This window comes from Nonomuraea glycinis, assembly GCF_014646515.1.
Classification (GTDB): Bacteria; Actinomycetota; Actinomycetes; order Streptosporangiales; family Streptosporangiaceae; genus Nonomuraea; species Nonomuraea glycinis.
Genome location: NZ_BMNK01000017.1, coordinates 11,429 through 30,220, shown reverse-complemented (window position 1 = coordinate 30,220; position 18,792 = coordinate 11,429). Strand labels below are relative to the sequence as shown.

Sequence of the window (18,792 nt, the reverse complement as noted above, 5' to 3'; positions counted from 1 at the left end):
GCACTCCCCCTTGATCGTGGAGGGGGCTGGCGGTGCTCGACAGGTTCTTCGAGCTGTCCGGGCGGGGGACGACCGTCGGCCGTGAGGTGCGGGGCGGCATCACCACCTTCATGGCGATGGCGTACATCATCCTGCTCAATCCCATCATTCTGGGCGGCGCGCAGGACGTCACCGGCGCGAAGCTGACGATCGCGCAGCTCACCACGTCGACCGCGCTGGCGGCAGCGATCTCCACACTGCTCATGGCCGTGATCGGCAACGCGCCGCTGGCGCTGGCCGCCGGCCTCGGGCTGAACGCGGTGGTGGCCTACCAGGCCGCGCCGTTCATGACCTGGCCGCAAGCGATGGGGCTGGTCGTGCTCGAAGGGCTGATCATCATCGTGCTCGCGGTGACGGGGCTGCGCACACTGATCATGAATGCCATCCCGCTGGCGCTCAAGCACGCCATCAGCGTCGGCATCGGGCTGTTCATCGCGCTCATCGGCCTGGTGGACGCCGGGTTCGTGACGCGCGGCAGCGGCACGCCCGTGCAGCTCGGCGCGACCGGGCGACTGTCGGGCTGGCCGGTCGCGGTGTTCTGTTTCGGGCTGCTGCTGATGATCGCGCTGTTCGTCCGCGGGACGCCGGCGGCCATCCTGATCAGCATCGTGGTGACGGCGGTCCTGGCCATCGTGGTGAACGAGCTGGCCACCATCGAGCCGGGAGCGTGGGGGGTGGTGACGCCCCGGGTCCCCGAGGCGCTGGTGTCGGCGCCGGACTTCGGGCTGGTGGGCCAGTTCGACCTGTTCGGCGGCTTCGCCCGCGCGGGCGCGCTGACCGCGACCGTGGTGCTGTTCACCCTGGTGCTGTCCGGGTTCTTCGACGCGATGGGCACGATCATCGGCGTCAGCGACGAGGCCGGGCTGGTGGACGAGCGCGGCCGGGTGCCGCGGCTGGGCCGGATCCTCACCGTGGACGGCGTCGGCGGGGTGATCGGCGGGGTGGTGAGCGCGTCGGCCGGCACGGTCTTCGTCGAGTCCGCGGCGGGGGTCGGCGAGGGGGCGCGGACCGGGCTGGCCAGCCTGTTCACCGGGGCGCTGTTCGGGCTGACGCTGCTGTTCACGCCGCTGGCCGCGGTGGTGCCCGCCGCCGCGGCCGCGCCCGCGCTGGTGCTGGTGGGGGCGCTGATGATGATGCAGAGCAAGAACGTGCCGTGGCAGGACCTGGATATCGCCATACCCGCGTTCCTGACGATCTCGCTGATGCCGTTCACGTACTCGATCACGAACGGGGTGGGCGCCGGGGTGATCGCCTACACGCTCATCAAGGCGGCGCGGGGGAGGTTCGCCGAGATCCCGTGGCTGCTCTGGGCGGTCTCGCTGCTCTTCCTGGCCTACTTCGGGATCAACGCGCTGGAGGAGCTGCTCGTCTAGCGCAGGTCCGCGCTGTTGCAGGCCACGCCGTTGTTGTCGAGGTCGGGGTACCACGCGTACTCCGGGTGCAGGCCCTTGGTGTAGGGGCCGTATCCGGCCGCCTTGGCCTGCTGGCAGGTGTCGTACTTGGGGTTGAGCGCCGCGTCCCCGCCGGTCGGGTTTCCGGTCGTGTCGCCCGGCGTGCCCGTAACCGTGGGCGTGCCTCCCGTGGGCCGACCCGCGGGAGTTGTGGGCTGCCCGTCGGGGTCCGTCGGCTGCCCGGCAGGGTCCGTCGGGCTGCCGGCGGGGTCCGTCGGGCTGCCGGTGGGGCTGCCTTCGGCGCCGAGCAGTCGGGTGACCAGCGCCTCGGCGTCCGCCTTGGCGAACCCGACGATGCTCAGGCTGTCGCCGTCCATGCTCTGGGTGACGACGGGCGCGGCCACGACCGTCCTCGGCACCAGCACGACCGCGATCTGCCGCTGCTCGGGCACCTGCTCGTCGATGAGGTCCACCAGCCTCTGCTTGTACGCCGGCGCGACCGCGATGCGGACCGAGTGGGTGCCGTCCTTCTCCCGCACCGCCTCGATCTGCTGCACGGCGTTGACCGTGACGCCGTCCTCCAGCAGGTAGCAGGTGGCCTGGGTCTCGTCGAGCGCGGCCTCCTCATTGGGGCACGGCGCCGGCTTCGTCTCCCGTACAGGAGCGAAGTGGATCGGCGTGGCCAGCCGCCGGGGCGGTGCGCCGCCGAGCAGCGGGGAGTCGGGGCTCTTGGTCATCAGGACGGCGATGGTGCCGAGCACGCCCGCGACCAGCACCACCAGGACGAGCGAGACGATCAGCACGATGGTGGTGAGCCTGCTCGCCTGCGGATGCCCCGGATCCGCGGGTGGCGGCTCTTCCGGCTTGTCCATCGATGACGTCCCCATCCTGACGTTTCGGGCTGCCGGTGAGCTTATCGAGGACCGTCGGAAGCCGGGTAATCCAGTGAACGAATCTCGCCTTCCTGCAGAAGGGGGAGAATGGAGAAAGAACTACGACATTCCCACAGTTCAGCGGAAACGGGGTGGGACCCATGAAGGTCGGAGTTCCCCGCGAGGTCAAGAACACCGAGCATCGGGTGGCGCTCACCCCGGCGGGCGCCCACGAGCTGGTACGCCACGGCCACCAGGTCTTCGTCGAGCGGGAGGCGGGTCTCGGCTCCGCCGTTCCGGACGCCGACTTCCAGTCGGCGGGCGCGGCCATCCTGCCTGACGCGGACGCGGTCTGGGCCGGGTGCGACCTGATCCTCAAGGTCAAGGAGCCGGTCGCCGAGGAGTACCACCGGATGCGCAAGGGGCAGGTGCTCTTCACCTACCTGCACCTGGCCGCCTCGCCGGCGTGCACGCGGGCGATGCTGGACTCGGGGGTCACCGGCGTCGCCTACGAGACCGTGCAGACGTCCGACGGCCGCCTCCCCCTGCTCGCGCCCATGTCCGAGGTCGCGGGCCGGCTGGCGCCCCAGGTCGGCGCCTATCACCTGATGAGTTCCCAAGGCGGCAGGGGCGTCCTGATGGGCGGCGTCTCCGGCGTGTACGCGGCCAAGGTGGTGGTGATCGGCGCGGGCGTCTCCGGCATGAACGCGGCCGCCATCGCGCTCGGCATGCAGGCCGAGGTGCTCCTGCTGGACACCAACATCGACAAGCTCCGGCAGGCGGACCTGATCTATCAGGGCCACTGCCAGACAGTCGCCTCCAACATCCTGGAGATCGAACGGGCCGTCCTGGAGGCCGACCTCGTCATCGGGGCGGTCCTGATCCCCGGCGCCAAGGCGCCCAGGCTGGTGACCGACGAGCTGGTCAGCCGGATGAAGCCCGGCTCGGTGCTGGTGGACATCTCCATCGACCAGGGCGGCTGCTTCGCGAACTCCCGCCCCACCACGCACGCCGAGCCGATCTACCCGGTACACGACTCGATCTTCTACTGCGTGGCCAACATGCCGGGCGCGGTCCCGCACACCTCCACCTTCGCGCTCACCAACGTCACGCTCCCGTACGCGCTGGCGATCGCGGACCACGGCTGGGCGGCGGCGATGCGCCGCGATAAGGCCCTGGCCCTCGGCCTGAGCACCCACGAGGGCCGCCTCACCAGCGAACCGGTGGCCCAGGCGCACGGCCTGGACTGGGTACCGGCCGAAGAGGTGCTCGACTGAGCCGGGGTGCCTGAAAAGGATGGGGTCGGCCCCGCCCTGACCCTCGTCACCGTCGCTCGGTGACCGTCTTGAGGTGGTGGTTACGCCGCAGGATCAGCCGGGTCATGTGCCGGCGCAGCACCAGCGCCTCGGCGATCCGCCCCAGCGGTCCGGCGGGGGCGGCGAAGTCGATCACGTCCCGCATGAGGGTGCCGCCGTCGCCGTCGGCCTCGAAGCGGTGCTCGTGCCACCAGTGCCGGAAGGGCCCCGCCACCTGCTCGTCGACGAACGACACGGGCGGGTCGCACGCGGTGATGGCCGAGGTCAGGTGCCAGGTGACGGCGAAGTGCCGGGCCCGCCAGGTGACCTGGTCGCCCAGGGCGAGCCGGCCGGACGTGATTCCGGCCACGGCCCGCTCACCTGAGGCGCTCATGGAGGCGGTGTGCGCCTCCACCGACAGCGACTCCGCGAAGATCCGCTCAGGGGGCGCGAGGATGTGGGTGATGACCTCGAAGCGTGTCACGGCCCTGAGCGTACGATCCCCTGGGCGGTCTCTCCACGCCCAGGGGACCTGCGCCTTACTTCTGCGACTGCGACGGCATCGGGCTGGCCGGGGCCTGGGTCTGCTGGGGCTGCTCCGGCTGCGGGAGCGGGGCCTCGTCGGCGGTGGTGGTGATGGCCTGCGGGCCGCCGCACACGGCGCCGGGCTCAGGGGTGTCCTTGCCGTTCTGGTAGCGCTTGATGAACGCGGTCAGCTTCGGGTCGTCAGGGTTGTCCAGCTTGAGCTGGTGTCCCCAGGACGAGGCCACGATCGGCGAGGGCAGATTGGGGAACGGGCTGACCAGCATGTACTCCTGCTGACCCGTCGAGCCCGCCACTTCCTTGAGCTTGTCCACCTGGGCCTGGGGCAGGTCAGGGCGGTAGGTGATCCAGAGGGCACCGTGCTCCAGGGAGTGGACGCCGTGCTCGTTGTGGATCGGCTTGTCGTAGACGGCGCAGGCCTGCCAGTAGCCGTTGTGCTCGCCACCGACCGGCGGGGTCTCCTTGTAGGCGACCGTGCTGGCCACGTGCTTCCCGCCGTCGTAGGCGACGCTGGTCACGCCGTCGAGCGAGGACACCCGTGACTGCTCGATCAGGTAGTAGCCGACCAGGCCGACGAGCAGCACGACGACGAGACCGCCCGACCCCCACATCAGCAATGCGGTGCGACGCTCTTTGCGCTGCTGCTGGACGCGCATCTTCTGCAGATGCTCGCGCCGCGCCTGCGCTTTCTCCTTCGTCATCGTTCCTCCATCGGCGTACCAACTCGGGTCACCCTATGCCACTGGGACGTATGCGGAGAATAAGGCCCAGATAAGCATGCGATCACAACTGGACCAGGGGCTGGGTAGGCTGTTACACGCCATGGAGAAACCCGCAGGAAGATCCCTCTACGTCGCCCTCGCCGTCCTGGTCGTCGCCGCCGCCGCGTTGTTCCTCGTGTTCGGTGGCCGGGGCGCGCCCGGTGACGCCTCGCCCGAGGCAGGGTTCGCCCGCGACATGGCCACGCACCACGCGCAGGCCGTCGCCATGTCGTTCACGATCAGGGACAAGAGCGAGTCCGGGGAGATCAAGAACCTCGCCTTCGACATCATCAACACCCAGGCCAACCAGCGGGGCATGTTCCTGGGCTGGCTGGAGCAGTGGGAGCTCACCCAGTCGACGGACCTGCGGCCGATGCGATGGATGAGCGGCGGCCACGGCCACACCCAGGTGTCGGCGTCCGCGTCGGCGGAGACCATGCCCGGCATGGCTTCCGCGCAGGAGCTGGCCGAGCTGGAGAAGCTGACGGGCGTCGAGGCCGAGGTGCTGTTCCTGCAGCTCATGATCCGCCACCACCAGGGCGGCGTGGAGATGGCCGAGGGCCTGCTCAAGCTGTCGGACCGGACGGAGGTGGTCAGGATGGCACGCAAGATCGTCGACGGCCAGCAGGCCGAGATCGTGCTCATGACGGACCTGCTCGCCCGCAGGGGCGCCTCCCTGTCGTCCTGAGATGGGCCCCGGACGGATGAGCGCGGACGGATGAGCGGATACAGATGAGCGCGGACGCGGTCGTGGTGGGGTCGGGGCCGAACGGGCTCGTGGCGGCCGTGACGCTCGCCCTGGCCGGGCGCGAGGTGCTGCTGCTGGAGGCGGCCGACCGGTTCGGCGGCGGGCTTCGCTCGGCGGAGCTGACGCTGCCCGGCCGGGTGCACGACCTGGGCGCGACCGTGATGGCGATGGCCCTGGCCTCCCCTGCGATGCGGGAGCTGGATCTGGCGGGGGTCGAGTTCGTCCATCCTCCGGTGGCCGCCGCGCATCCGCTGGACGACCGCCCCGCCGTGCTCGTGCACCGCGACGTACGCCGTACCTGCGAAGGGCTGGGACGGGACGCGGCGGTGTGGCGGGCGACGGCGGGGGTGGTGGCGCGGGCCGGGTTCCCGCTCACCGACCTGCTGCTGAAGCCGCTGGGCCCGTGGGGGGCGCGGCAGTTGCGACCCGCCACGCTGGCCGCCGGCGCGCGGTTCGGGGTGCCCGCCGCGCTGCCCGCCACGACGCTCGGGCGGCACGCGTTCAGGACCCTGGAGGGGCGCGCGCTGCTGGCGGGCTTGGCCGCGCACTCGATGCTCGACCTGCGCGCGCCGCTGACCGGCGGGTACGGCCTGACCCTCGGCGCGCTGGCCCACCTGGTGGGCTGGCCGCTGGTCAAGGGCGGTTCCCAGGTGCTGGCCGACGCCCTGGTCGCCCTGCTGCGCAAGCTGGGCGGCCAGGCGGTGAGCGGCCACCGGGTGCACCGGCTGGCCGAGCTTGACGCGGAGACGGTGGTGCTCGACGTGTCACCGGAGCAGTTCCTGCGGATGGCCGAGCTGCCCGCGCCCTACCGGCGGCGGCTGGCCCGGTTCCGGCGCGGGCCGGGGGTGTTCAAGCTGGACTGGGCGCTCGACGGGCCGGTGCCGTGGCGCGATCCGGCGGTGGCGGAGGCGGGCACCGTGCACCTGGGCGGCACGCTGGAGGAGATCACGCTCAGCGAGGCCGAGACGGCCGCCGGACGGCACTCGCCGCGCCCGTACGTGCTGCTGGTGCAGCCGTACGCGGCCGACCCGAGCCGGGGCGGGCACACGCTGTGGGCCTACTGCCATGTCCCCAACGGGTCGGCGGTGGACATGACGGGCGCGATCGAGGCGCAGATCGAACGGTTCGCGCCGGGGTTCCGGGAGCGGGTGCTGGCCCGGCACGTGATGGGACCGGCCGCGCTGGAGGCGGCCAACGCCAACCTGCTGGGCGGCGACATCGGCGGCGGGCTGGCCAGCCTGGGGCAGTTCGTGAAGCGACCGGTCTGGTCACCGGCCCCGTGGCGCACCCCGCTGCCGGGCGTCTTCCTCTGCTCGGCCTCGACCCCACCGGGCCCCGGGGTGCACGGCATGGGCGGCCACCAGGCCGCCCGCCTGGCACTCAAGCGCTCGATGCCGGCCTGGCGCCCGGATCGCGGTCAGGGAGTCTGAACGCCCAGTTCCTCGGCCACCGCGGCGGCGAAGGCGTCCACGTCGGCCTCGGTGGTGTCCCAGGCGCACATCCAGCGGACCTCGCCCGTCGCCTCGTTCCAGGTGTAGAAGCGGAAGCGCTTCTGCAGGCGCTGGGTGACGTCGGCGGGCAGGACGGCGAAGACCGCGTTGGCCTCGACGGCGCGCGGCACCTCGACGCCGGGCAGGTCGCGCACGGCCTCGGCCAGCCGCCTGCCCATGGCGTTGGCCTGCCGGGCGTTGCGCAGCCACAGGTCACCGGAGAGCAGCGCCTCGAACTGCGCGGACACGAACCGCATCTTGGACGACAACTGCATGAACGTCTTGCGGATGTAGTCGATGCCGGCGGCCGCCTCCGGGTTGAGCACCACGACCGCTTCGCCGTACAGCAGGCCGATCTTCGTGCCGCCGAAGGAGAGGACGTCCACGCCCGCGTCGGTGGTCAGCGCTCGCAGGGGCACGTCGAGGGCGGCGGCGGCGTTGGTGAGGCGGGAGCCGTCGAGGTGGACGAGCAGGCCGCGCTCGTGCGCGTGCGCGCAGATCGCGGCGATCTCGTCGGGGGTGTAGACGGTGCCGAGCTCGGTGGTGTTGGAGAGGGACACGACCTTCGGCTGGGCGCGGTGCACGTCGCCGAAGCCCCACGCCTGGCGGTCGATGAGCTCGGGGGTGAGTTTGCCGTCGGGGGTGGGGACGGTCAGGAGCTTGATGCCGCCGGCCACCTCGGGCGCGCCGCCCTCGTCGGTGTTGATGTGCGCGGTCTCGGGACAGATGACCGCTTCCCAGTGGGCGGTCATGGCGCGCAGGGAGATGACGTTCGCGGCGGTGCCGTTGAAGACCGGCCAGGCCCGCGCCTGGTCGCCGAAGTGGCGCCGGAAGACGTCCTGCAGGGCCTCGGTGTAGACGTCGTCGCCGTAGGAGATCTGGTGGCCGCCGTTGGCCTCGGCGATGGCCTGGAGGATCTCCGGGTGCACGCCGGCGTAGTTGTCGCTGGCGAAGCCCTTGAGCCGGGGGTCGTGCCGGGGAGTCACGTGGTGAGGTCCAATCGGGTCGCGTTGACCTGCGCGGCGGGCCGGTCGTAGAGCCCGCCGATCGCCTCGGCGAGGTCGCGTACGTCGGTGAAGCCGGGGAAGCGGGCGTCCGGTCTGGCGGCGCGCATGGCGTCGTTGACCAGGGCCTTGACGACGAGGATGGTCGCCGCGCTGCCGGTGCCCTGGAGCGCGTCGGCCAGGGAGAGCGTCCAGGCCTCCGCGGCGGCCTTGGCGGCGGCGTAGGCGGCGCCGCCGGCCTCCGGATGCTGGGCGGCCCGGGCCGAGACGATCACGAAGCGGCCGTTGGCGGTCTTGCGCAGCAGCGGCTCGAAGGCCAGCGAGACGTGCTGAAGGGTGCGGATCAGCAGGTCGTGCAGGGCGTCCCAGTCGCCGAGGTCGGTCTCGGCGAACGTGGCGGACCCGCGCCAGCCGCCGACCAAGTGGATCACCCCGTCGACGTGGCCGTGCTCGGCCTCGACCCGGCCGGCGAACGCCTGCACGGCGGCGCGGTCGAGCAGGTCGACCTGGTCTCGGCCCACCCCGATCACGGTGTGCCCGTTTTTACGGAAATATTCGGACACGGCCGTGCCTGTGGGGCCGCCCGCGCCCGTCACCACGATGATCACGCGCGGATCCCCTTCGTCGATTCGACCACGTCCGTCAGCTTACGGCGCAGCGCCTCGTAGAACATGCTCAGGGGGAACTCGTCCGGCAGCACCGCGTCCACCTTGGCCTTCTGCTCCTCGGGCAGCGCCTGAACGCCCCGAGCCCAGACGGAGGCCGGGTGCGGCTCCACGTAGGCGCCGACCAGCTCGTGCGCCGCCAGCCAGTGCGCCAGCTTCGAGCGGTCGATGCTGTCGCGGTAGAGCTTCTCCACCTCGCCCCGCAGGTCGGCCACGCCGTCGGCGACCCGGTCCCAGTCGATCGAGAGCCGGTTGTCGGTCCACCTGACGATGTCGTTGCGGTGCAGGTAGGCGAACAGGAGCTGGCCGCCGAGCCCGTCGTAGTTGCGCACCCGGGCCCCGGTGATCGGGAACCTGAACAGCCGGTCGAACAGGATCGCGTGCTGCACGTACCGGGCGTACGGCACACCCTCGCGCTCCAGCTTCACCGCCTCGCCGAACGCGGTCAGGTCGCAGCGCAGCTCCTCCAGGGAGTAGAGCCAGTACGGCATCCGCTGCTTGATCATGAACGGGTCGAACGGCAGGTCGCCGTGGCTGTGCGTACGGTCGTGGACCAGGTCCCAGAGCACGAAGGTGTCCTCGGCGAGCCGCTGGGACTCCAGCAGCCTGGCCGCGTCCGGCGGCAGCTCCAGCCTGAGCGTCTCGGTGGCGGCCTTGGACACCCGCCTGAACCGCGCGGCCTCCCGGTCGGCGAAGATGCCGCCCCAGGTGAAGCGCTCGGGCGTCTGGCGGACCGCGACCGTCTCGGGGAAGAGCACGGCCGAGTGGGTGTCGTAGCCGGAGGTGAAGTCCTCGAACGCGATCGGCACGAACATCGGGTTGTCGTAGCCGCCCGACTCGAGCGCGGCCAGCCAGCCCGGCCAGATCGTACGGATCCAGACGGCTTCCAGGTTGCGGCCGGGGTTGCCGTTCTGGGTGTACATCGGGAAGAGCACGAGGTGTTCGAGGCCGTCGACGCGCTGGGTGTCGGGGTGGAAGAGGTTCAGCGAGTCGAGGAAGTCGGGGACGCCGAGGTCCTGCCGGGACCACGCGGCGAGGTCGTCCTGGACGGCCTGGAGATAGGCGGCGTCCTGGGGGAAGGACAGCGAGAGCTCGCCCACCTTGGCGGCGATCGCGGCGACCAGCTCCTTACCGCGCGCCTTGCCCTCGGGCACCGACCCGTCCTTGGCCTGCATCGGCCGCAGCTCTTCGACCATGGCCTTGAGCTCGCCGAACAGCGCGGCCTTGGGCTCGGTGACCGGCGCGGTCCAGGGCTCGGCCTTGAGGTCTGCCCCCGCCTGGGTCACCGCCGCCGGGCCCGCCTGTTCCACGGCGGGCTTGCGGCCGGGCATCCTGGCGGCCCAGGTGGTCACGTTGCCCCACAGCCGGAGATGGTCGTGGTCCTCGATCGAGTCGTCGCCGAACAGGTCCGAATCGGCGAACACCACCACGCGCCCCTGGCCGTACCGGAGCGAGACCGCCAGCGGCGCGCTCGCGGGGGCGGCGTCCGGCGAGGTGGTGAACAGGACGGTGGCGGAGTCCCGCGCGGTCAGCACCCCGCTGCGGTAGAAGCAGGCGGTGCGGACGCCCGCCAGCAGGCCGTCCGAGGTGGCGGGATCGGCGAGGACCCAGGTGGCGACGCCCCGGTGCGCGTGCCGGGGGTCGCGCACGGTGGTGTGCTCGACGCTCACGCCGAAGCGGGCCAGCAGGTCGGCCAGGTTGTTGCCGTACTTGTCCTGCTCCTCCTCGGCCAGCACGACCAGCCCGCCGCCGCCGGCGACGAACGCCTCGACGGCGTCCAGCTCGGCCGGGGCGAAGACCGGGCTGCCCTGCCCGGTGGTGCGCTCCCACCGCTCACCGGAGGGGTGCGCGATGACGAGCAGGTCCTGTTCCTGGAGCGTTCCCGCGTCGAGCGGGCCTTCGGTGTGCGCCGTCACGGTGTGCCCGAGATGGCGCAGCAGCCCGGCGGCGCGCGCGTAGCTGTTGTCGTCGGGGTGCGCGGGGCTGATGGCCTCGGCCACCTCGCGCCGGATGGTCCACGACTCGCTGTGGGCCTCGTCGAACAGCACTCTGGGGAACGCGTGCATGCAATATCTCCTGTCAATACCGCCTTATGACGAAAAATATACACATAACATCCCCTGGACTCGTAAAACGGGTCCCGCATGCTGAGATGCGGTCAGTCCGTGTCCCCTGGCCGCACCACGCCGGACTCGTACGCGAAGACCACCGCCTGGGCCCGGTCCCGCAGGCCCAGCTTCATCAGCACCCGCGCCACATGCGTCTTGACCGTGGCCTCCCCCACGAACAGCTCGCGGGCGATCTCGGCGTTGGTCAGGCCGCGGGCGAGCAGCCGCAGCACCTCCAGTTCGCGCGGCGTCAGATCCTCCAGCCGGGGCGAGGGCACCGGCTCGGCGCGGCCCGCGAAGGAGGCGATCACCCGGCTGGTGACGGCCGGGTCGAGCAGCGCGTCCCCGGCGTGCACGATGCGGATGGCCTCGATGAGCTGCTCCGGCGGCGACACCTTCAGCAGGAAGCCGCTGGTCCCGGCGCGCAGCGCGGCCCAGAGGTTCTCGTCGGTGTCGAACGTGGTCAGCGTGATGACCTTGGGCGGGGACGGGGTGTCGAGCAGCTCCCTGGCCGCGCTCAGGCCGTCGAGCCGCGGCATGGAGATGTCCATCAGCACGATGTCCGGCCGGGTGCGCCTGGCCACGGCGATGGCGTCGCGCCCGTCGGCGGCCTCGCCGACGACCTCCATGCCGGGTTCGCTCTCCACGACCATGCGCAGCCCCGCACGGACCATCGCCTGGTCGTCCACAATGACGATTCGAATGCCCACAAGGTCGAGAGAGTAGACGCCGTCCGGCGCCTTGAACAGGCTTGAACAGCCTGGTCAAGCCGCATACAAGTCAGTTACAAGCCGCGCGCCTCAGTTACAAGCCGCTCGCCGCTCAGGACACGAACACGCTCTGCCGCACCCGGACCTGGACGCTGTCGTCGCAGCGGTTCTGGGCGCAGAAGTACAGCACCAGGATCGGCTTGGGCCGGTGGTCGATGACGTAGCCGACGAAGCCGAGCCCGTTGCCGGTGTTGCGGTCGCGCAGCGAGCCGTCGTAGCGGGTGGCGTCGCTGTTGCCCGCCCGGTCGGGGACGGGGGCGGTCACCTGGATCTCGCCGGGCAGCAGACCCTCCAGCATGGCCTTCATCTGCTCGCGGCCGGCGCCCGCGTCGAGCGTGTCGGAGACCTGGACGTACACCCCGACCGCCTCCTCCGGGTCGCCGGTGATGATCGGGTTGATCCGCGACCAGTTGGCGCTCGCGCCGGAGACGAACATCGCCTCGAACTCCGCGGCGCGCGGCGAGGCCAGCGAGAACAGATCGGCGTGCGTGCGCGCGGTCCAGGCGGCCGGATACTCGAACGTCACCGGAGCGGCGGTGGTGTCCTGGTAGCGGACCCACGCGTCGCCCCGCTGGTTGATGATGATCATGACGACCAGCGCCAGCGCGGCCAGGGCGGCGGTCAGCGTGGCCGCCACGATCGGCAGCCTGCCCGGCCGGGCGGCGGGGCGGCGGCCTGCCTGGTTGAGCTGCGGGGGCAGCGAGGACGGGCCGGTCGACGGCGCGGCCCCCGGCGCGGTGATCGGGCCCACCCCGCCGGGCGTCAGCGACGCGACGCCGCTGATCGCCTCGCGCAGCGCGGAGACGAACTCCGCGCACGACCCGTAGCGCTGCTCGGGCGCCTTGCTCAGCGCCCGCATCATCACCACGTCGACCTCCGCCGGCAGCTCCGCGCGCAGCTGTGACAGCGGTGTCGGCTGCTCGGCGAGGTGCGCCCAGAGCAGCGCGATGTCGTTGTCCCGCTGGAACGGCAGCCGCCCCGACAGCGCCTCGTAGGCCACGCAGGCCAGCGCGTACTGGTCGGCCCGGCCGTCGATGTGCTCCTTGTTGATCTGCTCGGGGGACATGTAACGCGGCGTGCCGATGAACTGGTCGGTCTGCGTCAGCCCGGAGATCGACGTGCGGTGCTTGGTGATGCCGAAGTCGGTGAGGTAGACGTGGTCGCCGGCGAGCAGGATGTTGGCCGGTTTCACGTCCCGGTGGACCAGGTCGTGCGCGTGCGCCGCGTCCAGGGCGGCGGCCACCTGGGCGAAGATCCGGTTGGCCTGCCCGAGCGGCAGCGGCCCCCGGTCGTAGATCAGGCGGCGCAGGTCGAGGCCGTCGACATAGCGCATGGCGATGTAGAGCACGCCGTCGTCGTCGGCGTTGGCCTCGTAGATGGGGACGATGTTGGGGTGCTCGATGCTGGCGACGGTCCTGGACTCCAGGATGAACCGCTGCCTGAACCGGTCGTCGACACTCAGCACCGGGTTGAGGATCTTCAGGGCCACGCGGCGGCTCAACCGAGGGTCCAGCGCCAGGTAGACGACGGCCATGCCGCCCTTGCCGACGATGTCCTCGATGTAGTAGCCGGCCACCTCCTGGCCGATGAGTCCTCGCTCGTTCAATTGCATCACGTCTCGCTGGGGTGACCGCAGTAGCCGCAGAACCGGTGCCCTAGCCCCAGCTTCATGCCGCAGGCCGTACAGTACTTGATCGACGGATCTTTCGTGGTCAGCACCTGTTTCTGCTGGGGGATCGCCCCGAAAGCCACCGATCTGCGCACCACGACCGTCTGGCTGGCCCCCTCGTCGAGAGGCTCCGCGATGACCGCCGACGGCGGTGGCGGCGGTGGTAGCGGCTCGGGCGGCTCCAGTTGGTCGGCCGGCTCGCGGCGGCGGCGCCACAGCACGAACGCTCCGGTCGCGGCGGCGACGAACAGCACCCCGGCCGCCACGATGAACGGCCACAGCGGCGTGGCCGCGGCCACCGGCACGGCCGCCTGCTTGGTGCCCTCGTCCTCGGGACCGCCCCGCTTGGCCAGCGAGATCTTCAGCAGCTCGGCGGCCACCGTGTTGCCGGGATAGAGCTCCAGGACGCGCTGGAAGCCCGGGGCCGCCTCGGTGTAGTACTTGGTGTGGTAGCGGGTCAGCGCGCCCTCGAAGGCCGAGTCGATCGCCCCTCTGCGCGGCGCGATCCCCGCCTTGGTCAGGATCGCGGTGATCTCCCGTACGCCGATCATCTTGGCGTTCTTGCCGCCGCCGATGAGCATGCCGATGACGTGCCCGTCCTTGTCGCCGATGACCGGCGCGCCGACCATGCCGCGATCGGCCAGGCCGCCGAGCTTGGCGGGCTCGTCGGTCTTGCCCTCCGGATCCGCGAACGGCCTGCCCTTGTCACCCGCGCCGCCGCCTTTGGTGAGGTGGGCGATCTCGACGGTGTCGCGCACGTCGGGGCCCGGCCGGCCGAGGAAGCCGGCGACGCTGGTGGGCGAGCCGACCTGGTCGGGCACCTTGTCGGCGAGCGGGGCGGTGGGCATGCCGACGCTGCCGACGGCCCGGCCCGAGGGCATCAGCACGGCGGGGCTGTCGGGCCTGGACCCGGCTCTGACCAGCTCGGCCTTGAAGCCGTCGGAGTCGGCCGGGGACACGTTCGGGAAGATCGTGATGTCGGTGGTCACGTCGATGATGCAGGTCGCGGTGGACCGCTTCGGCGGGTAGCACTCTTCGAGGTGGTGGTTGAGCCGCGGGTCCTTGACCTTGTGCCGTTTGGCGTCCTGCGGGATCTTGACCTTGTGGTGCGCGGCGAAGATCCGGTTGGCCGCCAGGATGGCCACGTCCTCGTTGTCGGTCTTGACGACGCGGGTGAGCGTGACGATCGCGCCCTCGGGGTTGACCACGGTGCCGGTGCCCTGGCCGAGGGGGATGTCGTAGGAACGCTCCACATGCTTGAGCTCACCCAGGTGGTCGAGCAGCGTGATCTCGACGTGGGAGACGGCCTCCACCCGGACCACCGCGGGGGTCACCAGATCGGTGATGCCGCTGGGATGCTCGTGTGCCGTCGCGGGCATGATCAACAGAGCGGTCGTCACCGCGAGACCGCCTGCCAGAGCTGCGAGACGCCCCATTCACCGCTCCCTGAAGAATCGTTATGACCAGGGTCTCAATCACCTGCCGTAAGTCAAGACGCCGCCATGTAGACAAGCGCTTGCTTGTGTGCTTTCCTTGCGCAGATGGGTTACGCGATCGGCGTCGACGTCGGCGGCACCTTCACCGACGTCGTCCTGCGCACCCCCACCGGCACACTGACAGCCGCCAAATGTTTGAGCACCCACGACGACCCCATCGCGGGGATCGCCTCCGGCGTTACGCGCGTGCTCGCCGGTGTGGACCCGGCCCAGGTCAGCAGGGTCGTGCACGCGACCACCCTGGCCACCAACGCGGTGCTCGAACGCAAGGGCGCGCGGGTGGCGTTCGTGACCACCCTCGGCTTCCGCTCGGTCATCCCGCTCGGCCGCTACGCCCGGGTCGAGGAGGACCGCTATGACCTGCGTTTCACCCCGCCACCGCCGCCGGTGGCCGCCGCCGACTGCTTCGAGGTGGTCGAGCGCGTCTCCGCGCGCGGCACCGTGCTCACACCCCTGGATCCGGACTCCGTACGGCGCGTCGCGGCGCGCATCACCGCGCGCGGCATCACCTCCGCCGCCGTCTGCCTGCTGCACTCCTACGCCTGCCCGGAGCACGAACGGCAGGTCGCCGCCATCCTGCGCGAGTCGATCCCGAACGTGGTCATCTCATCGGAGATCTGGCCGGAGATCCGCGAGTACGAACGCGCCACCACCACCATCATGTCCGCCTATGTCGGGCCGCTCATGGCCTCCTACCTCTCCCGCCTGAGCGCCCGCCTGGCCGAGCTGGGCGTCCGCGCGCCGATCCACGTCATGGAGTCCAGCGGCGGCGTGATCTCCGCCGAGCTGGCGGCCAGGCGGGCGGTGTCGACCATCGAGTCGGGGCCCGCGGCCGGCGTCCTGGCGGCGGCGGGCACCGGGGCCGGTGACGTCATCTCCTTCGACATGGGCGGCACCACGGCCAAGGTCTGCGTGGTCCGCGACGGCCGCCCGGAGATCACCCGCGAGTTCCACGTGGGCGGCAAGGGCAGCTTCGGCGGCCGCCGGGCCGGCACCGGGGTCCCCATCAAGACGCCCGCCATCGACCTGGCCGAGATCGGCGCGGGCGGCGGCAGCATCGCCTGGCTGGACGCCGCCGGCGCGCTGCGTGTCGGCCCCCGCTCGGCCGGCTCCTCCCCCGGCCCCGCCTGCTACGCGCTCGGCGGCCGCGAGCCCACCGTGACGGACGCGAACCTGGTGCTCGGCTACCTGTCCTCGGCCACCATCCCGCTGTCACCGTCCCTCGCCGCGCGGGCCCTCGACCGCCTGGCGGGCCCGCTGGGCGTCACCCCGGCCGAGGCCGCGCACGCCGTCCACGAGATCGTCAGCGCCTCGATGGCCTCGGCCGTCCACGTGGTGACCGTGCAGCGGGGCATCGACCCGCGCGGCTTCACCCTGGTGGCGTTCGGCGGCGCCGGCCCCATGCACGCGGCCCGGGTCGCGGAGCGCTTCGGCATCTCCCGGGTGCTCGTCCCCGCCCACTCCGGCGTCGCCTCGGCGGCCGGCCTCCTCACCGGCGCCCTGTCCACCGAACGCGTCATCTCCCGCCTGGACGCGGCGGACCCCGACGCGCTCTTCGACGAGCTGGCCCGCACCGCCGCCGCCGACCTCGGCCTCCCGCTGACGACCCCCGGCCTCGAACTCACCCGCTCGGCCGACGTCCGCTTCCACGGCCAGTCCCACGACCTGACGGTCCCGTGGAGCCCCGTACGGGAGGAGCTGGCGTCGCGTTTTTCCACGAAATACACCCAGGTGTACGGCATAACGCAACAGTCCACCATCGAAGTAGTCGCCTACCGCCTCCGCCTCACCCTCCCCCCACCCAGCCTCACCCTCCCCTCACCCAGCGCCGGTGCGGCGAGAAGAGGTACGGCGGAGGTCGGCGCAACTCGTACGGCGAGGACCGGCGTCACGCCCGCGGCCAAGGAGGCGAGGACCGGCGTCACGCCCACGGCCAAGGAGACATCGACGACCACCCGTGCCGCGTACTTCGGCGGCGCCTACGTAGAGGTTCCCGTACACACCAGAGACACCCTGGAAAGGCTGCACGGCCCGGCCGTCATCGAGGACCCCGAGTCCACGATCGTCGTCCCGCCCAGCTGGACCGCGACCCTCGACGAAGCACGCGCCGTACACCTGATCCGCGAGTCCGCCCCATGAACGACGCCCTGACCGCCGAAGTGCTCAGGAACGCCCTGGTCGTCGCCGCCGAAGAGGCCGGCATCGTCGTGGTGCGGTCCGCGTACTCGACCTTCATCGTCGAGGGCTCGGACGCCTCGGCCGCCATCCTGGACGCCGGCGGGCGGCTGATCGCCCACTCCATGGCCACCACGCTGATGAACAGCATGGCCCTGAAGGTCGCGCTCCCGGAGCTCGTCAAGGACATCCCCCTCGCGACGATGCGCCCCGGCGCCGTGTACGTGCTCAACGACGCCTACCGAGGCGGCGTCCACACCAACGACCTCCTGGTCTACCGGCCGGTCTTCACGATGGGCACCCCCGCCTACTTCGCCGCCACCATGATCCACGTCTCGGACCTGGGCGGCCTGTCCGCGGGCGGCATGGCCCCTTTGGCCACGGACGTCTACCTGGAGGGCCTGCAACTCCCGCCCGTCCGCCTGGCCACCGCCGACGGCCTGGAGCCCGCCGTGGAGGCGATCCTGCGGGCCAACAGCCGTACCCCCGACAAGGTGATGGGCGACGTACGCGCCCTCATCGCGGGCACCGCCGTCGCCGCCACCCGCATCGACGCCCTTGTCCGCGAGTACGGCGAGACGGGCCTGAAGGCCGGGATCGACGCCTACCTCGACTACACCGAGACCAGGACCCGAGCCGCACTGGCCACCCTCCCCCCAGGCCGCCACCAGGCGTCCTACCCCATAGACGACGACGGCATGAACCCCGACAAGCCCCACCACATCCGCGTATCGATCACCCTCGACACCGGGCAGGGCGGGCCGGCGGGCGCGGGGCGGGTGGTGGTGGACTTCGCGGGGACGGACCCGCAGGTGCCGGCGGCGATCAACGCGTCGGCGTCGCAGTCGCTGGCGGCGGCCGTGTTCGCCGTGCGGTGCTTCCTGGACCCGACGATCCCGATGAACGACGGCTGCCTGCGCGCGATCGACGTACGCCTGCCGCCGGGCTCGCTGCTCGACGCCCGCTCCCCCTACCCCTGCGGCGGCCGGTACGTCCCCATCTACGCCGCCATCGAGGCCGTCTTCCAGGCGCTGTCCGACGCGGTGCCCGAGCGGGCCATCGCGGCGAGCGGGATCCTGCAGCCGTTCTCGATCGCTTCCGTGGCCGCGCCGTACTGGATCCATCTCGCGTACGACTTCGGCGGCGTCGGCGCGCGGCCGGGGCTGGACGGGCCGGACGCGACGGGCGTGCACTTCGGGGTGGGCCGCAACTCGGTGCCGCAGGTGGAGCCGGTGGAGGGCCGCTGCCCGCTGGTGGTCGAGTCGATCGAGACCATCCCGGACTCGGGCGGCCCGGGGCGGCACCGTGGCGGGCTGGGCTCGCGTACCGTCTACCGGTTCCTGGCCGACTGCCACGTGACGACCCGGGGCGACCGGCTGCGCCTGGCCCCACCGGGGCGTGACGGCGGGCTGCCCGGCAGGCTGGGCGGCTTCTTCAAACGCCGGCTGGACGGGTCGATCGAGCGCCTGGCGTCAAAGGTGAACAACGTCCGGTTCGCCGCGGGCGAGGCCTTCATCGTGGAGACGACGGGCGGAGGCGGCATCGGCCCACCACAGGAGCGGGATCCCGCGCTGATCGAAGCCGACCTGGAGGCGGGCCGCGTCACCTCCCGGGGCGCGGCCGAGGACTACGGTCTGCCCGCGCCGCACGCTCAGATCAAATCGCCGGGATCGAAGCTGACCGAGTAGGGCATCGCCAAGGTGGCAACGGTCCCGGCCTTGTAGGCGGAAGGAGCCCCGTAGGAATCTCCGTCGAGTTCGTAGACG

The 18,792-nt window shown here is 71.4% G+C and carries 15 protein-coding genes; 6 read left to right on the top strand and 9 right to left on the bottom strand.

Features of this window, described 5'->3' with window-relative positions; all coding sequences use genetic code 11:
• The first annotated feature begins 32 nt into the window (after positions 1–32).
• Positions 33–1,412 (top strand): NCS2 family permease, encoded by a 1,380-nt coding sequence (locus IEY87_RS35440; protein ID WP_189143205.1) that lies wholly within the window; start codon positions 33–35, stop codon positions 1,410–1,412.
• Here IEY87_RS35440 and IEY87_RS35435 read toward each other — a convergent pair.
• Entirely contained in the window at positions 1,409–2,302 is an 894-nt protein-coding gene (locus tag IEY87_RS35435; protein WP_189143204.1) for an excalibur calcium-binding domain-containing protein, read from the bottom strand. The genes IEY87_RS35440 and IEY87_RS35435 overlap by 4 nt on opposite strands.
• A gap of 161 nt (positions 2,303–2,463) precedes the next feature.
• Here IEY87_RS35435 and ald point away from each other — a divergent pair, with 161 nt between their 5' ends.
• Positions 2,464–3,579, top strand: a complete 1,116-nt coding sequence (ald, locus tag IEY87_RS35430; RefSeq protein WP_189143203.1) for an alanine dehydrogenase — start codon at positions 2,464–2,466, stop codon at positions 3,577–3,579.
• Positions 3,580–3,625: 46 nt separating this feature from the next.
• Here the strand turns inward: ald and IEY87_RS35425 are convergent, their stop codons facing one another.
• Positions 3,626–4,081: an SRPBCC family protein gene (locus tag IEY87_RS35425; RefSeq protein ID WP_189143202.1), complete on the bottom strand. Its 456-nt coding sequence runs from the start codon at positions 4,079–4,081 to the stop codon at positions 3,626–3,628.
• Positions 4,082–4,136: 55 nt separating this feature from the next.
• Positions 4,137–4,841 (bottom strand): thioredoxin-like domain-containing protein, encoded by a 705-nt coding sequence (locus IEY87_RS35420; protein ID WP_189143201.1) that lies wholly within the window; start codon positions 4,839–4,841, stop codon positions 4,137–4,139.
• Between the two features lie 121 nt (positions 4,842–4,962).
• Between IEY87_RS35420 and IEY87_RS35415 the strand changes: the two genes are divergently transcribed.
• Positions 4,963–5,589 (top strand): DUF305 domain-containing protein, encoded by a 627-nt coding sequence (locus tag IEY87_RS35415; protein ID WP_189143200.1) that lies wholly within the window; start codon positions 4,963–4,965, stop codon positions 5,587–5,589.
• A gap of 44 nt (positions 5,590–5,633) precedes the next feature.
• The gene (locus tag IEY87_RS35410; RefSeq protein ID WP_189143199.1) at positions 5,634–7,079 is read left to right on the top strand and encodes a phytoene desaturase family protein; all 1,446 of its coding nucleotides are present in this window, start codon (positions 5,634–5,636) and stop codon (positions 7,077–7,079) included.
• On the opposite strand, the gene IEY87_RS35405 is transcribed toward IEY87_RS35410, so the two are convergent.
• The 6 genes from IEY87_RS35405 to IEY87_RS35380 all read right to left on the bottom strand — a co-directional run bounded on the left by IEY87_RS35405 (position 7,067) and on the right by IEY87_RS35380 (position 14,791).
• Entirely contained in the window at positions 7,067–8,125 is a 1,059-nt protein-coding gene (locus tag IEY87_RS35405) for a threonine aldolase family protein (RefSeq protein WP_189143198.1), read from the bottom strand. The two genes, IEY87_RS35410 and IEY87_RS35405, sit on opposite strands and share 13 nt — an antisense overlap.
• Positions 8,122–8,751, bottom strand: coding sequence for an SDR family oxidoreductase (locus IEY87_RS35400; protein ID WP_189143197.1), 630 nt, complete (start codon positions 8,749–8,751; stop codon positions 8,122–8,124). Before IEY87_RS35400 ends, IEY87_RS35405 begins: the two co-directional genes overlap by 4 nt.
• Positions 8,748–10,874, bottom strand: coding sequence for a DUF6421 family protein (locus tag IEY87_RS35395; protein ID WP_189143196.1), 2,127 nt, complete (start codon positions 10,872–10,874; stop codon positions 8,748–8,750). The genes IEY87_RS35400 and IEY87_RS35395 overlap by 4 nt, the downstream gene beginning before the upstream one ends.
• A 92-nt stretch (positions 10,875–10,966) precedes the next feature.
• Positions 10,967–11,626 carry a response regulator gene (locus tag IEY87_RS35390; RefSeq protein WP_189143195.1) on the bottom strand — a complete coding sequence of 220 codons (660 nt, stop codon included), beginning with the start codon at positions 11,624–11,626 and terminating at the stop codon, positions 10,967–10,969.
• Between the two features lie 112 nt (positions 11,627–11,738).
• Positions 11,739–13,298 carry a serine/threonine protein kinase gene (locus IEY87_RS35385; RefSeq protein WP_189143194.1) on the bottom strand — a complete coding sequence of 520 codons (1,560 nt, stop codon included), beginning with the start codon at positions 13,296–13,298 and terminating at the stop codon, positions 11,739–11,741.
• Positions 13,298–14,791, bottom strand: coding sequence for a zinc ribbon domain-containing protein (locus IEY87_RS35380; protein WP_189143193.1), 1,494 nt, complete (start codon positions 14,789–14,791; stop codon positions 13,298–13,300). Before IEY87_RS35380 ends, IEY87_RS35385 begins: the two co-directional genes overlap by 1 nt.
• A gap of 105 nt (positions 14,792–14,896) precedes the next feature.
• Between IEY87_RS35380 and IEY87_RS35375 the strand changes: the two genes are divergently transcribed.
• Together IEY87_RS35375 and IEY87_RS35370 are read left to right on the top strand one after the other, a co-directional pair.
• On the top strand, positions 14,897–16,990 hold the full coding sequence (locus tag IEY87_RS35375) for a hydantoinase/oxoprolinase family protein (RefSeq protein ID WP_189143192.1): 2,094 nt from the start codon (positions 14,897–14,899) through the stop codon (positions 16,988–16,990).
• Positions 16,987–18,714: a hydantoinase B/oxoprolinase family protein gene (locus tag IEY87_RS35370; RefSeq protein ID WP_189143191.1), complete on the top strand. Its 1,728-nt coding sequence runs from the start codon at positions 16,987–16,989 to the stop codon at positions 18,712–18,714. The genes IEY87_RS35375 and IEY87_RS35370 overlap by 4 nt, the downstream gene beginning before the upstream one ends.
• The last annotated feature ends 78 nt before the right edge of the window (positions 18,715–18,792 follow it).